The organism is Roseburia sp. OM02-15, assembly GCF_003481835.1.
In the GTDB taxonomy this organism is placed as follows: Bacteria; Bacillota; Clostridia; order Lachnospirales; family Lachnospiraceae; genus Eubacterium_I; species Eubacterium_I ramulus_A.
Genome location: NZ_QULX01000008.1, coordinates 60,169 through 76,565 on the forward strand (window position 1 = coordinate 60,169; position 16,397 = coordinate 76,565).

12 protein-coding genes are annotated in these 16,397 nt (G+C 42.6%); 10 read left to right on the top strand and 2 right to left on the bottom strand.

The window, feature by feature from the left end:
- Positions 1 to 107: 107 nt before the first annotated feature.
- The 4 genes from DXB15_RS09420 to DXB15_RS09435 all read left to right on the top strand — a co-directional run bounded on the left by DXB15_RS09420 (position 108) and on the right by DXB15_RS09435 (position 2,199).
- Positions 108 to 569, top strand: a complete 462-nt coding sequence (locus DXB15_RS09420) for a metallophosphoesterase family protein (protein ID WP_109215368.1) — start codon at positions 108 to 110, stop codon at positions 567 to 569.
- A gap of 120 nt (positions 570 to 689) precedes the next feature.
- Positions 690 to 920, top strand: a complete 231-nt coding sequence (locus DXB15_RS09425) for a hypothetical protein (RefSeq protein WP_177957625.1) — start codon at positions 690 to 692, stop codon at positions 918 to 920.
- A 117-nt stretch (positions 921 to 1,037) separates the two neighbouring features.
- Positions 1,038 to 1,316 (top strand): hypothetical protein, encoded by a 279-nt coding sequence (locus tag DXB15_RS09430; RefSeq protein WP_109215367.1) that lies wholly within the window; start codon positions 1,038 to 1,040, stop codon positions 1,314 to 1,316.
- Positions 1,317 to 1,347: 31 nt separating this feature from the next.
- Positions 1,348 to 2,199, top strand: a complete 852-nt coding sequence (locus tag DXB15_RS09435) for a response regulator transcription factor (RefSeq protein ID WP_109215366.1) — start codon at positions 1,348 to 1,350, stop codon at positions 2,197 to 2,199.
- A 67-nt stretch (positions 2,200 to 2,266) separates the two neighbouring features.
- On the opposite strand, the gene DXB15_RS09440 is transcribed toward DXB15_RS09435, so the two are convergent.
- Complete coding sequence (locus tag DXB15_RS09440) at positions 2,267 to 4,231, bottom strand: cache domain-containing sensor histidine kinase (RefSeq protein ID WP_109215365.1); 1,965 nt, start codon at positions 4,229 to 4,231, stop codon at positions 2,267 to 2,269.
- 381 nt (positions 4,232 to 4,612) lie between these two features.
- Between DXB15_RS09440 and DXB15_RS09445 the strand changes: the two genes are divergently transcribed.
- From DXB15_RS09445 to DXB15_RS09470, 5 genes are all read left to right on the top strand, one after another.
- The gene (locus DXB15_RS09445) at positions 4,613 to 5,932 is read left to right on the top strand and encodes an MFS transporter (protein ID WP_109215364.1); all 1,320 of its coding nucleotides are present in this window, start codon (positions 4,613 to 4,615) and stop codon (positions 5,930 to 5,932) included.
- A 616-nt stretch (positions 5,933 to 6,548) separates the two neighbouring features.
- Complete coding sequence (locus DXB15_RS09455; protein ID WP_118702804.1) at positions 6,549 to 7,892, top strand: ABC transporter substrate-binding protein; 1,344 nt, start codon at positions 6,549 to 6,551, stop codon at positions 7,890 to 7,892.
- Positions 7,893 to 8,114: 222 nt separating this feature from the next.
- The gene (locus DXB15_RS09460) at positions 8,115 to 9,593 is read left to right on the top strand and encodes a polysaccharide deacetylase family protein (protein ID WP_109215360.1); all 1,479 of its coding nucleotides are present in this window, start codon (positions 8,115 to 8,117) and stop codon (positions 9,591 to 9,593) included.
- Positions 9,594 to 9,651: 58 nt separating this feature from the next.
- Positions 9,652 to 11,457 carry an ABC transporter ATP-binding protein gene (locus DXB15_RS09465; protein WP_118702805.1) on the top strand — a complete coding sequence of 602 codons (1,806 nt, stop codon included), beginning with the start codon at positions 9,652 to 9,654 and terminating at the stop codon, positions 11,455 to 11,457.
- Positions 11,458 to 11,761: 304 nt separating this feature from the next.
- On the top strand, positions 11,762 to 13,489 hold the full coding sequence (locus DXB15_RS09470; protein WP_118702853.1) for an ABC transporter ATP-binding protein: 1,728 nt from the start codon (positions 11,762 to 11,764) through the stop codon (positions 13,487 to 13,489).
- A gap of 85 nt (positions 13,490 to 13,574) precedes the next feature.
- On the opposite strand, the gene DXB15_RS09475 is transcribed toward DXB15_RS09470, so the two are convergent.
- Positions 13,575 to 14,642, bottom strand: coding sequence for an ABC transporter substrate-binding protein (locus DXB15_RS09475; RefSeq protein ID WP_334294931.1), 1,068 nt, complete (start codon positions 14,640 to 14,642; stop codon positions 13,575 to 13,577).
- Positions 14,643 to 14,819: 177 nt separating this feature from the next.
- Here DXB15_RS09475 and hydF point away from each other — a divergent pair, with 177 nt between their 5' ends.
- A complete protein-coding gene (gene hydF / locus DXB15_RS09480) occupies positions 14,820 to 16,181 on the top strand; it encodes a [FeFe] hydrogenase H-cluster maturation GTPase HydF (protein WP_118702806.1) in 1,362 nt (453 codons plus the stop codon).
- Positions 16,182 to 16,397 lie beyond the last annotated feature (216 nt).

Here is a 16,397-nt window from a genome sequence, read left to right on the forward strand (position 1 = left end):
TGAAAAGAGCATATAAGTTGAAACGGTTGCGTAAATAGATAAATACAGGCGATAAGATGATAGAATAAAAATATAGAAGTCCTTTTGGAAAAGAGATGAAAAAGTATATGAGTAAAAAACTGGGAATTATATCGGATACCCATAACAAACTTCGTCCGGAAGTATTGGAGATATTAAAAACCTGTGACTGTATTTTGCATGCAGGGGACGTGACAAAAGAAGAAATTCTTGATCAGATCCGTTTCCTTGGAAATCTGTACGTCGTGCGTGGCAATAACGATGGTGACTGGGCGAAAAATATTGCAAAAGTACTGAAATTTGAAATCAATGGCGTGAATTTTGTGATGGCACATGAGCGTCGGCATCTGATCGGACAGACGGAAGGTGCAGATGTGGCAGTATTTGGACATACCCACAAGTACTTTGAAGAACAGTCGGAAAATCTGCTCTGGCTGAATCCGGGAAGCTGTGGATATCCGCGGTTTGGCGGTGCTGTGACTATGGCAGTGATGCAGATGGAAGATGGTAAATATCACGTAGAGAAAATTGACTTTTCAGAGGCGAAGTGATAGGATTTATATTACAAATGTGAGTAGAAAAATATATCAGCAAAGAATGAAAATCCTTTGACTGATATATTTTTGACTGCAAGATTAAACTCAAGATTATGAAGAAAGAGGGAACATATTATGATAAATCCGGCAGCAGCTATGAAAGTAATGAAAGCAAAAAATCAGTTTGTAAGCAATCACCCGAAATTTGCGGCATTTTTCCGCAACGTATTAACCGGTGGCGTGCAGGAAGGCACGATCATTGAGATCACAGTGACCAGACCGGGTGAAGAACCGATGACAACAAATATGAAAGTTCAGCAGTCTGATATTGATCTGTTCCAGAACCTGAAAGATTTGAATGGCTGATTAGAATTGTGTGGATAGTCTGAAAGATTCAATTCAGAAGCAAATCCTGTTATAGCAGATGAGCGCATTTTTATATACAAATGTATGTGAAGGTAGAGTAGGAATGGAGACAGTGCAATGGAAATTCCGGAAATGTTAGATGAATTAAAGCAAAAGGCTCTGCACGATGAGAATTTACGGCAGGAGCTGCTTGCGACCAAAGAAGATCCACAACCGCTGACTGCTTTTTGCAGAAAATGTCAGGAGAATGGATATCCGATCTATGAGATGGAGCTGATTCTGGCAGGAGAAGAATTTTATGCCACGATGAAGCGGAGCACGAATGGCGGTGGAGAGAACTCACCGATGTTGGAGGGGGAAGATGATTTCTATGAACTGTTTTTTGCAGGATTATAGAAAAATCACGAAAGATAAAGGATGAAGCAAAATGTACACAATGGTTTTACTGGATGATGAAAAAATTGTTTTACAGGGTATTCAGAAAGTCTGCGAAAAGGAAGATTGTGGTTTTCTTGTAAAAGGTGCTTTTGTAGATCCGTTAAAAGCATTGGATGCACTTCCGGAGCTGAGACCGCATCTGATCATTACCGATGTGCGGATGCCGCAGATGGATGGACTGGAATTTGCAAAACGTGCAAAGGAAATTTTGCCGGAGAGTGAGATCGTTATTTTATCCGGATACCGGGATTTCACGTATGCACAGACGGCAATGAAGATTGGGGTGAGTGATTATCTGCTCAAACCGATCAAAAAGGCAGATTTTTCGGACATGCTGCACCGCATGTATGCACGTATTGAGGCAAAAAGTGGTCAGGCAGCTTATTATCAGGTGTTGGATGGCTATGCCCGTGGACTGGTTGGAAAAGAAGAAGTGGAAAATGTCGTATCATCTTCCGCAATGAAAGATGTCGGTCAGCGGCCGGGCATGGTGAATCCGGAGGGAGACCAGTCAGCAACCAAAATCGTGCGGGATGCGCTGAATTATATTAAGAAGCATTATAATGAAAATATTTCTCTGACAGATGTAGCAGAGCATGTAAATGTGAATAAAAGTTATCTGTGTGACGTTTTTAAGAAGGAACAGAATGTTACGATCATTAACTATATGACCAATCTGCGGATTGAGAAAGCAAAGGAATTGCTGGTTCATACGGATATGAAGATGTATGAGATTTCCGTGGAAGTCGGTTACAATGATTATACGTATTTTTCGCAGATCTTTAAGCGGAACACAGGATCTACGTTATCAGAATTCCGCAAGAAATATGCCCGAAAATAATAAAAGAAGGAAGTCTATCGGAACCGATGTTGTCTGGTTCGATAGACTTCCGACTTCCTTTTTTGATTTATTTTTCTGTATCGTCGGCACGATCTTCCGTTTCCTGAGGTGCCGCTTTCTCTTTTTTTTGGATCGGCAGTCTGATGTCGCAGTAAGTTCTTCCACCACGGATAAAGTAAGACAGTCCATACTGTAAGCCACAGATCAACTGAATGCGGCGGTGAATATTTTGCACACCGTAGCTGTTTTCGTCAAAATCAAGCAATTCATGCTGACTAGCATCGAAATCCAGTAACTGTTCCATATGCTCCAGAGAAATGCGGGCACCATCGTTTCCAATTAAGATATGAAGTTCATATTTCTGGATCAGAACCTGCAGATTAATGGAAAATGGTTCATCCGGAGAGGTAATGCCGTGCTTGATCGCATTTTCCACCAGTGGCTGGAGCGTAAAACGCGGAACCAGAAAATCCCCGAAAGCATCTGGACAATTAATAGCGATATCCAGACAATCCTGATAGCGGAACTGTTGCAACAGCAGATAACTTCGAACATAATCAAGCTCCTGGGAAAGTGGGATAAACGAACTTTTGCTCTTGGTCAGACTCAGTCGGAACATATCGGAGAGCGCAGTAACCATTTCGCTGATCTCATCCTGATCGTTGGAAATTGCCATCCAGTTGATGGAGTCCAGCGTGTTATACAGAAAGTGCGGATTGATCTGACTTTGCAGCAGGGCAAGTTCAGCGTCTTTCTTTTCCAGATTTTTGACATAATTTTCGCGGATCAGGGTATTGATACGGGCAATCATCTGTTGATAGGAATCGTAGATCTGAATGATCTCAGCGGGCAGCCCTCTGGTATCCAGTGTTTTTTCTTCTGGTTGCGGTTTGCGTGGTGTATGCATGGAAAATGGTTCCGGTGTCATATTGCTGCGGTAATTATCCATGTTGTGTGCCAGATAAATGATCGGACTGGACAGTGAGGTGGATGTACGTGCTGCAAGGAAAAACAAGAGTACGATCATCATCAGTGCCAGCAGGATCGATTGCAGTAGGAAGATGGAGAGCGGTTCATCTACTTCATTAAAAGGTGTTGCCGTATAAATATACCATCCATTCTGAGTCACCGGCTTAATATTGATGACAAATTTCTGACCATTATGTGAAAGGATTGTTCCTGTTTCTGCTGGCTCCAGTTCATCCATTAAAAAAGAGTAATCATTGGAAACGGTGCTGCGCAGGATGGCTTTTCCGTCACTGTTTACAAGCCAGGTATTTGTTGTCTTGCCAAACTGGAAGCCATTTAACAGATCACAGAGATAGGAATCATCCAGATATACGACCATATAACCCAGTCTGGTGGAATAGTCTGTCGTGCTGTATACCGGTCTTGCCATCATAAGATGCTGTGGTTCTCCCTGATTGACTGCCGGTTGTGTATCCATTTCCGAAGCACCCGGAAAGTTGTCGCAGGCATCGTCATCAGAAGTGCTGGCATCATCTGTCACCGGGCGGTAATCCGGATTTACAAACCAGAGGAATGGTTCATTGCTCTCCCGCAGTGTGGCAAGCCAGCGGGAATGCAGGATCGTGTCATAATCAGAAATGCTGGTAAAAGCCTTCTCTGTGGAATACAGTGTCTGATTGTGTCCCGTTAAAACTACACAGTTGATATAGTCACGGTTTGCAATGAAACCATTCACATGGTAGGAAACGTCTGCATTTTGCGGAAACTGCTCACCGGAAGTACTGTCAGACAGGATCTGTTGAATCGCACTGTTAAAGATCATATCCTGCGACACGGTCTGGGTATTTTCCAGCAGGTTGGCAACATCACTTCGAATTTTTTCTGTGGCGGCTGCCTGTGAATTGATGACCGTCTGCTGGTAGTTTTGCGACAGCATCCAGAGAGAAATGCCGCAGATGATGCCGATCACCGGTGTGGCAATCCGGAAGATGGACAGCAGCAGCTTTGTCTGAAATCGCTGCGGACTGTGGTTGTGTTTTAACTTAAAATGTTTCTTATTCATGGAATTTTAACCCCTTAATCTCTGATAAAAAATAAACAATCGCTGAAAAATAATTTCATTATCGAAAATATAAATAAAATAAATATGAAAAGAAAATAAAATTTGTCTGTTTCATCCCATTTATTCTATCAGAAAACCGTACACAGGAAAAGAAAAAAAGTTTACAGGTAATTATTGATAAAAAATAAACAATTGTTTTGTGCACTATCACAAAACATATAAAATAGTTGTTTCAACACCTAAAAATAGTCAATAAAAAACGAAATTTCCTTTATATTTTTATGGGCACATTTTTGTATAATGAACGAGGTTTGAAAAAGTGCTTGTGAGTAATTACAAGGGCAAAGGGTTTTAAGTATTTATATTGGGAGGACAAGGAAAATGAACAAAAAATCCAACAAGGATTCAGTAGTCGCTTTCGGTGGCGCAGGCTGGTTCCACATCATCTACATGTTATTGATGTTCTGGTTCTATGTAGGAATGATCAATGATGGTAGTAACAACATTGCTGGAAACATTGCTGAGGCAATGGGAACAACAGCAGGTAACATTTCTAACTGTAATGCAATCGCAGGTGTTCTTGGTGTCATCATCTTCTTGATCGTTGGTGTTGTTAACCGTAAGATTGGCGCACGTATGATGTCAGGTATCAACTGTATCATCGCCGGTATCACTTACATGGGCGTTTTAAATGCTCCGAACACAGCAGTTTACACAATCATGATGGCTATCACATGTGGTACAATCATGTCCGCTGGTTACCTTTGCGGTGGTGTACTGGTTGCTAACTGGTTCCCGAAGAAAAAAGGTATTGTTATGGGATATACAACAATGGGACACAACCTTGCTACAGCAGCATTCGTTCCGTTGATCGTATTCTTAGTAGGTAAATTAGGCGTACATAAAGCAGGTCTTCCAATCTCTATCGCGGTTATCATTCTTGGTGTCGTTGGACTTATCTTCGTACGTAACACTCCGTTTGAGAGAAATATGTACCCGGATAACGTTTCCAAAGAAGTATACGAAGCAGAGTATGATACAGACGCAACAGACGATGGTGGCTGGACAACAGGTAAACTGTTAAAATGTGACCAGATCTGGATCGTAGCTATTGTAACTGGTGTATTCCAGATTTGTTCTGTAGGTACTATGTCTCAGATGGTAGGTCGTTCTACTTCCTTACTTGTATCTTTCGGTGCAAATGAGGCAACTGCAACTGTAACAGCTGTATCTATCATGTCTGTTTGTGCAGTAATCGGTGTTGTGGGATCTTTCTTAATCGGTGTGCTTGATCAGAAGATCGGTACAAAGAAAGCTATGATCTTCTTTGGTATCTGGTATGCATGTGCGTTATTATGTAACTTTACAAACACAAAAGCTGGTTTCTGGATTTCCATCATCATGATCGGTATCGGTATCGGTGGTTCCGCAAACTTTACAACATCTCTTCCGGCATCTGTATTCGGACGTCAGGGATATGACAAAGTTAACTCTGTACTGTTCCCAATCCAGGGTATCATTACAGCTATGACATTCGCTATCAACGGTTTCGTTATGAACATGACAGGTGGTAACGTACGTTACGCTTACATCATCGATGCTTGCCTTGCAGTCATCAACGTATTACTGATCGTATTCTTCGTAAAAGATCATAAATACAACAAAGATTGGCAGGCTGGAGAAGCTGCAAAAGCAAAATAATTTAATATAGGGTATTATATTGAAATGTTCAATCTGTGAAGCAGAAGTTTCGATAAAAAGTTAAGCAAAGGAGAAAGCGCCGTGTGGAAGTGATTCCATCGGCGTTTTTTCTTTCTGTGTATCGATATTTTTGTACTTGCATGAAATAGCTGCCTGTGGCATTATGAAAGATAGCATTGTTCCGCTTTGTTATGATTGAGACTTACATCAGATGGGAGATGACTCCCATCTCTATAGGGACGCCACTGAAAAAGTCCTTATTTTGCGCAAAATAGTACAAGATAAAGTATATTTATATGTTTTTCGCTACTATATATTGTATGTAAAAACAGTTTTTCAGTGGCGTCCCATAGGTGGTGAGAAACAAGCTAGTATCAGTGGTGGGAGCCAATCCCCCATCTGATATAGCCTCCGGCAGGATTACAGAGGTGCGCAGTTGAAGTATGTCATGCAATTGCATGACGCGCACCTCGCAACAAGAATGCCGGAGCATTCTTGAATATGATAGATTCTATTTTTATAAAGATTCTGTGAAGATGTGAGTGGTATTTTTTAGTAAAGATGGAACATCAATGGAAAATGAGAGAAATGTGATCGGAAGAAAGCTGAGGAGAGAATGAGAAAATACAGTCGGAGAATAAAATGTGTGATATTGGCAGCTGTGTTGTGCATCAGTCTGGTCTTTTGCGGATGCCAGGGCAGTTCACTGTCGTTTTTGAATTATAAAACAGAACCGGAGACGGCGGATACAGATGAGAAAATCAAACTGTCGGTATGGGCATTTTTTGATGAAAATACACCAGGCACGTATTATGTAGATCTGTGGCAGGAACTGGAAGATGATTTTGGCTATGACATTGAACTGAAGACCTATTCCACAGAGCAGATCAAAGATAAGTTAAAAATTGCACTGGTTTGTGATGAACTGCCGGATGTCTTTGTTGTCTGGGGTGGAAATTATCCGAATTTTCTGTTTGATGCCAATGCTTGTGTTCCGGTGGAACAGTATCTGGAAAAAGCAGATTATCAGTTTAAAGATTCCTATGTACAGCCGTATAAAGATGGGCATAATTATATTATCCCCTGTCTGGTAGAGGCATATGCGGTTACTTATTGCAATCAGAATCTGATGAAAGAGATTGGGCTTTCCATGCCGCAGACCTGGGATGAACTGCTGGAAATGGTGGAGAAGGTCAATGCTTATAATGAGGAACATGGAACTTCTTATGCAGCATTGGAACTTGGTGACAAAGATCTGTGGCTGGCAGAACTTTTGTACACGGTGATGGTCAACTGTGAGAATCCATACGCACAGGCTCGGCTTGCTGATGGAACGATAGATTTTTCAGATCCTGTGTTTGCAGATGCGGCGCAGAAGCTGATGCAGCTTGTGGATATGGGCGCTTTCCCGGAGAAGTTTCTGGAGACCGGAGAGGTGGAAGCGGTTCAGAATTTTGCCGAAGGACAGGCAGTGCTTTTCCCGCATCAGTCTACGATTGTATTCCATTTGATGGATGAAATGGGCAGTGATGCGATTTCTGTGGAGCAATTTCCGGGATATACACAGCGCAGTGATGACGATGGAAAATATATGGTAGATATCAATCATACGCTGACACCGGGACTTTCCATCAGTTCTGATTCGGAATATCAGGATGAGGCGGCAGAGCTTTGTCTGGAGTTCGCAAAGCGGGTAAATGAGCGGAATGTGGAGCAGTATGATTATCTGGATATGATTCAGCAGAGTGGTCTGACCGTACCGGAGGACAGTCCGCTGGCAGTGAAACAGTTCCATCAGATGATCGATGAATCCAGTGTGTATACACCATTATGGTATGCGGTCATGGATAAAGAAGATGGCGATAACTGGCGAAATCTGATTAAGAAGCTGCTTGGAAAAGCAATCACAGTGGATGAGTTTGTTCAGAGTGCGCCGCAGTATATGAATTTTACAAATTAGAAGCATGGGCAGAGTGTATATAAATGTAAAATTTACGTAAAAGAGGAAAGAAGGGGAGAATGGTCCCTGATCTGGCAAAAATATGCGTGAAATACAGAAATTGACAGCAAATCTTAACACAAACTTAAAGGATTTTTTTGAGGAAGTGTGCTATGATAGGTTGCGGGTATGAGAGCCCGGTTAATGCATATAGATAAAATGAGAGATTGAAGGACGTTGAAGATGAAGAAACTAAGGGAAATTTGGAATACAATATTTGATAACGAAAAGGATCGCAGACTGATGACTGCCGGTGTGATCGCACTGGTGGGAATCTGCCTGTTTATTCTGGCGATCAGTCCGGTGGTCGGAGGCAGTCCGATCATTACGCTGACCGGCGGAGATGAGATAGATGCGGAATGTGGTACTACATTTCAGGATCCGGGCGTGAAAGCGACGGTAAAAGATGAGGATATCAGCAATCTGATCGAGACAAGTGGCAGCGTCAATACGTCAAAGCTTGGTCAGTATGAGATTGAATACAAGGTAAAATACAAAAAGAGAAAAGTAACGAAAAGACGTGTTGTAAATGTGGTTGACCATACCGGTCCGGTCATTACCTTAAATGGAGATGCGAAAGTAGTGGTTCCAACATCCATTGACGAATACCAGGAGCCGGGAGCGACTGCTGTGGATGCCTGTGATGGAGACGTTTCTTCTGATATTAAAACCAAGATGGAGCAGGTCAACGATTATACATGGAAAGTGACCTATACGGTAAAAGACAGTCATGACAATGAATCTACTGCAGAGCGGGAGGTGTGTCTACAGGATACACAGGCACCGCAGATCACATTGAACGGGGATTCCGATATCACGATCAAGGAGCAGGAAAAATTTGAAGATCCTGGTGTGACCGCTGTGGATGACCGTGATGGTGATCTGACTGCGAATGTAACAAAAGACGGATATGTGGATATTTATCGTTCTGGAACATATACGATTACTTATACAGTGACCGATTCCAGTGGAAACACCGCACAGGCAACCAGAAATGTGACGGTGGAAAAGGTAGAGGTAAACACGGGAGATGCGATTTATTTGACTTTTGATGACGGACCAAGTTCTGATGTCACAGTCCGTATTCTGGATACGCTGAAAGCAAATGGAATCAAAGCAACATTCTTTATCTGTGATTATGATGAAGATAAGCTGCCGATCATTAAACGAATGATCGATGAAGGACATACGATCGGAATCCATGGATATTCCCATGATTATTCTCAGATTTATACATCTGTGGATGCATTTATGGAAAATATCAATAAGTTGAAAAATAAATTGAAAGAGGATACGGGATATGATGCATTTGTCATTCGTTTCCCGGGTGGAAGTTCAAATACTGTCAGCGAGAAATATTGCCAGGGCGTTATGACACAGCTGGCACAGCGTGTGACAGATGACGGACTGATGTATATGGACTGGAATGTTTCTTCCGGCGATGCAGAGGGCAATAACCGTCCGGTCAACCTGATTATAGGAAATGTAACAGGCGGATTTAAGCATGGACGGAATAATGTCGTACTTATGCATGATACTTCAGCAAAACAGACATCCGCAGATGCATTGCAGAGCATTATCACATATGGAAAAAATAATGGATATTCTTTCTATCCGATTTCAAAAGATACAATACCGGTACATCATGGAATCAATAACTGATGTTTTTTCAAAGAGTGAATGAGAAATCAGAATTGCCGGAGGGGAAATCAAAAAAGTAATGAAAAAATTATTGCGTTATTTAAAAGATTATAGAAAAGAGTCTGTGTTAGGACCGTTGTTTAAACTGCTGGAGGCAACACTGGAATTGTTTGTGCCTCTGGTAGTTGCGGCGATCATTGATACAGGTATCGGCAATCAGGATCGGAGCTACGTCGTAAAGATGTGCTTCGTTCTTGTTTTGTTTGGAATTATCGGACTGGCGTTTTCTATTACTGCCCAGTATTTTGCGGCAAAGGCGGCGGTTGGTTTTGTGACAAAGATACGTCACGTCCTGTTTGCGCATATTCAGAAGCTTTCTTATGCGGAGCTGGATACACAGGGAACATCGACACTGATCACCAGAATGACCAGTGATATGAATCAGGTGCAGAACGGAGTCAATCTGACGCTGCGCCTGTTGCTGCGTTCTCCGTTTGTAGTCATCGGTGCGATGATCATGGCATTTACCATTGATGTGAAGGCGGCATTGGTGTTTGTGGTGGGAATCCCGGCGCTGGCAGTGGTTGTATTTGGCATTATGCTTGCATGCATCCCACTTTACCGAAAGGTACAGAACCGCCTGGATAAAGTACTTGGACTGACCAGAGAAAATTTGATGGGTGTCCGTGTCCTTCGTGCATTCTGCAAGGAAAAGGAAGAAGAATCCGAATTTCAGAAACAGAATCAGGTGCTGACGGATACACAGAAGTTTGTAGGAAGAATTTCCGCATTGTTAAATCCGCTTACCTATGTCATTATCAATGTGGCAATTATCGCACTGATCTGGGTTGGCGCGATCCGTGTAGATATGGGTATCATTACACAGGGTGCAGTGGTTGCACTGTATAACTATATGTCTCAGATTCTGACAGAGCTGATCAAGCTGGCAAACCTGATCATTAATATTACAAAATCTGTGGCATGTGGAAACAGAATCCAGTCTGTGTTGGAGGTAGAACCTTCTATTACAGATGGCAATGCAGATGGTAAGACATCCGGAGCGATGGAAGAAAGAAAAGAATCTGCCAAGTTGGATGAAATGCAGGAAAAAAATTCTGACAATCAGAATGGTGCAGGAAATGCGTCAAAATACAGTGTTGTGTTTGAACATGCGGGAATCCGTTATCCGCAGGCAGCAGAAGAAGCAATCAGCGGCATTGACCTGAAGGTGAAAAAGGGACAGACTATCGGAATCATCGGAGGAACCGGTTCCGGTAAATCTTCTATGGTCAATCTGATTCCACGTTTTTATGATTGCAGTTCCGGTGCGGTTTACGTGGATGGAAAAGATGTCAAAGAATACGGTCTGGAGGATCTGCGTGAGCGGATTGGTGTTGTTCCACAGAAATCCGTATTGTTTGCAGGCACGATCCGTTCTAATATGCAGTGGGGCAAGCCGGACGCAACGGAAGAAGAAATATTTGAGGCCTTAGAGATCGCGCAGGCGAAAGAAGTTGTTTTAAAGAAAGAAGATGGTTTAGACACAGAAGTAGAGCAGGGAGGAAAGAATTTCTCCGGAGGTCAGAGACAGCGTCTGACTATTGCCCGTGCGCTGGTGAAAAAACCGGAAATCCTGATTTTGGACGACAGTTCTTCGGCACTTGATTTTGCGACAGATGCGGCACTTCGTATGGCGATTGGAGCGATGGAGGACAAGCCAACGTTATTTATTGTTTCACAGAGAACTTCGGCGATCCAGTATGCAGATCAGATTGTGGTATTGGATGATGGCAATGTGGTCGGACTTGGAACGCATGAGGAACTGATGGATTCCTGTGAAGTATATCGGGAGATTTATGAGTCTCAGTACAAAAAAAGTAAATAAGGTTTCGAGTGTAGAACTTATACAGATTGAACGCAGAATAAGCATTCCCCAGCTTCAAGTGTGTGGAGCACTAAGCGGTGGGGAAGGGGGGATGCTTATGTCAGTGGGAGTTAAAAGCTCCCACTGACAGGTCGCAAAGCGACTGCGTTCATGAGCAAGCAGCGAAAGCGGATTGCGAATGTCCGCTTTACTGGCTGTAAGGATGTTACAGAAAGCCACCTATTTACGTATAGACAGGAAGTAGCGTGAATTGCGAACAATAATAAAAAAGGAGGAATTACTTGTGAGTAAATCCGGATCACAGATGAAAACATTAAAAAAAGTGCTTCAATATATCGGAACTTACCGTTTCTGGATGCTGGCTTCTATCGTACTGGCAGCAGTGACTGTGGCACTGACCTTATATATTCCGATTCTGGTAGGACGTGCCATTGATTTTATCGTAGACTGGAAAAATGTCGATTTTGAAAATATTTTAAAGCTTTTAATTGAAATTGGAATTCTGGCAGCGGTGACTGCCGTTTTGCAGTGGTTGATGAATACGATCAATAATAAAGTAACGTATCAGGTAGTGCGTGATGTGCGAAATCAGGCATTTACACGGATTCAGAAACTGCCGTTAAAATATCTGGATGCACATTCTTATGGTGAGATCGTCAGCCGTGTTATTGCGGATGTAGATCAGTTTGCCGATGGACTTCTGATGGGATTTACCCAGTTGTTTACCGGTGTTGTTACGATTATCGGAACATTGATCTTTATGCTGACGATCCATCCGGGAATTACACTGGTGGTTGTCGGACTGACACCGATTTCCCTGTTTGTGGCAAGATTTATTGCAAAACGGACGTATGACATGTTCCGTCTGCAGTCGGAGACCAGAGCAGAACAGACGGCTCTGATCGATGAGATGGTAGGAAATCAGAAGATCGTACAGGCATTTTCCCATGAGGATGAAGCACTGCAGCAGTTTGACGAAATTAACGACCGGTTACAGAGCTGTTCTCTGCGTGCAACATTTTTCTCTTCTCTGACAAATCCGTGTACCAGATTCGTAAACAGTCTGGTGTATGCCGGTGTTGCATTGACGGGAGCTTTGAGTGTTATTTCAGGAGGCATGTCTGTCGGTGGACTTTCCTGCTTTTTAAGTTATGCAAACCAGTATACGAAGCCGTTTAATGAGATTTCAGGTGTTATTACTGAATTACAGAATGCGCTTGCCTGTGCGGCACGTATTTTTGAACTAATTGAAGAAGATGTGGAGATTCCGGATGATGCTGATGCAGTTATAGTGGATCAGGTGGAAGGAAAAGTAACACTGAAGGATGTTGATTTTTCTTATCTGCCGGAGCAGAAACTTATTGAGCATCTGAATCTGGATGTAAAACCGGGACAGACTATCGCAATCGTTGGTCCGACCGGATGTGGAAAAACGACGCTGATCAATCTGTTGATGCGGTTTTATGACGTCAATGCCGGAGCTGTCTGCGTGGAAGATCAGGATATCCGTCATGTGACCAGAGACAGTCTGAGACTGAATTATGGTATGGTATTGCAGGATACCTGGTTAAAAGCCGGTACAATTCGTGAAAATATCTGCATGGGAAAACCGGATGCGACAGAGGAAGAAATGATCGCAGCGGCAAAAGCCTGCCATGCGCATGGATTTATCAAACGTCTGTCCGACGGATACGATACCGTGATCGGAGAAGATGGCGGAAGTCTGTCTCAGGGACAGAAGCAGTTGATTTCCATTGCGCGTGTTATGCTCTGCCAGCCGCCGATGCTGATTCTGGATGAGGCGACATCTTCCATTGATACCAGAACGGAGATCAAAATTCAGGATGCATTTGCAAAATTGATGAAAGGGCGCACCAGTTTTATTGTGGCACATCGACTTTCTACGATTCAGAATGCGGATCGGATTTTGGTTATGAAAGATGGTACGATCATTGAGCAGGGAAATCATGAGGAATTGCTGGCACAGAAAGGGTTCTATTATAATTTGTATAATAGTCAATTTACACATTAAAATTTAAGTTATGGTATAAAATTTAGGCGAGAAAAAAATCGTGAGATTTTTTATGTGATTGGGGGGAGTGTATGCCCCCCGCTTCTTACTGTAATGCTTTTTCTGCGTATTCTGTGGTAACAACATCTTTGTAATCCGGGCGTTTTTCCAACTGTCCGGCGCTTTCCAGAATATCCAGTAACAGTTCGAAACTATCTTCGGAAAATACAAGGTCGGTTTTCCATGTATCCTGCTCCTGATATCGACGGATAATTGTGGTAATGGTGTCGGTATCTGTCTCAGAGAACTGTGGCTGAATGACGGAAGCAATTTCTTCCGGTGTATGCGTATTGACATATTCCATGCCTTTCTGTAATGCATCTGTAAATGCCTGGATCACATCTGGGTGTTTCTCCATATAACTTGTTTTTGCACTGAATGCGGTGTACGGTACGTAGCCGGAATCCACACCAAGGGATGCCACTACATAACCGGCATTTTCCTGTTCAAGTAAGGTTGCACCCGGTTCAAATTCTACCGTGTATTCACCCTGACCGCCGGTAAAAGCTGCTCCGGTAGAACCAAAATCAATGCTCTGGTCAATGTTTACTTCAGATGGGTCAATGCTATTCTGTTTTAGAATATATTCAAATACCATTTCCGGCATGCCACCGGCTCTACCACCAAGCACATCTTTTCCAATCAGATCTGCCCATTCAAAATCGGTGATTTCTTCCCTGGCTACCAGAAAATTACCAGCTCTTTGTGTCAGCTGTGCAAAGTTTACTACTGGATCTTTGCTGCCTTCATTTGCTGTATAGACGGTAGTTTCCGGTCCCATAAAACCAATGTCTGCTTCACCGGAAAGCACAGCTGTCATAACTTTGTCGGCACCAAAGCCAGTCACCAGATCAAGATCAATACCCGCATCGTTAAAGTAACCTTGCTCTATTGCTACATACATTGGTGCATAAAAAATGGAATGTGCTACTTCGTTCAAGGTCACTTTCTGTAATGCAGGTGCTTCATCTTTTTTATCAGATGTATCAGCGTTTTCGGTATTTACAGAACTGGTGTCGGTTTCATCCGGAGTGGTGTTCTGACCGCAGCCTGCCAGCAGCATTGTTGCAGCCATAGCGGTGCAGGTGAATACGGCAATTCCTTTTTTTACAATTTTTTTCAAAATAACCTCCAAAATGTCGTTACATTCTCTTTTTTAGTGTATGTGTGAGAGGTGGTTTGGTTCCTCAGCACAAATCTACTTTATTTTTGTTGTAAGAAGAAAATGCTGGTGTTACAATAAACACATTCGCAACAAGTTTTTTTGCAGGAAGTGGAGGAGAGTATAAAAATGGGATTAAATAGTACACCAAGTGCCAATCGTGTACATATTGGCTTTTTTGGACGAAGAAATGCAGGCAAATCCAGCGTGGTAAACGCGGTAACGGGGCAGGAACTGGCAGTAGTATCAGATACAAAAGGAACGACTACCGATCCGGTTTATAAATCAATGGAGCTTCTGCCAATCGGACCTGTAATGATCATTGACACACCTGGCTTTGATGATGAAGGGGCATTGGGGGCGTTGCGTGTCAGAAAGACAAAACAAGTATTGAATAAAACAGATATTGCGGTGCTTGTGATAGATGCCACAGAAGGGAAAAAGCAGTGCGATGAAGAACTGATCCATATTTTTAAGGAAAAAGAGATTCCATATATTATTGTAAATAACAAAGCAGATTTACTGTCAGATAGTTTGGTAAAAAAATCAGAAGTCTGTCCAAAGAGAATAGAAGCAGATGAAACGAAAGAAAATGTATCTGATCAGGAAACATTAAAAACGGAAAAAGAAAACGCATCTGGGACATCGGATCAGACAGAGAAAAATGTATCTGATTCTGGGAAAGCAGAGAAAAATGCAGTTATTGTATCCGGGCAGAAATTGTATGTCAGTGCCCTCACCGGCTACGGCATCTATGAATTAAAAGAATGTATTGGAAAACTGACACCAAATGAAGACATGACTCTGAAAATCGTCGGAGATCTGCTGAATCCGGGAGATTTTGCAGTCCTTGTTGTTCCAATTGATTCCGCAGCACCGAAAGGACGTCTGATTCTGCCACAGCAGCAGACAATCCGTGATGTTCTGGAAGCAAATGCAGCAGCAATCGTGGTGAAAGAGACAGAATTAAAACAGACATTAGAGCAGCTTGGCAAACAACCGGCAATGGTAATCACGGACAGTCAGGCATTTGAGCAGGTATCCGCAGAAGTGCCACAGGAGATTCCGCTGACTTCTTTTTCTATATTAATGGCACGTTATAAAGGATATCTTGATACAGCGGTGAAAGGCGTGGGAGCTATTGAAAATCTGAAAGATGGAGATAAAATCCTGATTTCTGAAGGATGTACGCATCATCGCCAGTGTGACGACATCGGAACCGTGAAGATTCCGCGCTGGTTAAAGCAGCACACCGGAAAAGAGCTCATCATTGAGACAAGTTCCGGAACGGAATTCCCGGAGGATCTGACACCGTATGCGCTGGTGATCCATTGTGGTGGATGTATGCTCAACGAGCGTGAAGTGAAATACCGCATGAAGTGTGCGGTGGATCAGAATGTACCGTTTACGAATTATGGAATTGCGATCGCACAGATGAAAGGAATCTTGAAACGAAGCATAGAACTTTTCCCATATCTGACAGAAAAATAGGTATCGTATTAGTAACATGTTAGTAACAGATTTTTCAAGAAATGGCTTAGATACAGGGATTGCAAAAAGTTAAAAATTAAGGGTATCTTAATAGTATTAAAAAATACGGCATGATAAAATGGTTACAGAAAGGAAATCTGTAGCCATTTTTTTGTCTGTTTGAGTGAGTTTTCGTTTCCATTGCACGGTGCAGTCGGCAGTGGAAAGGATAATTAT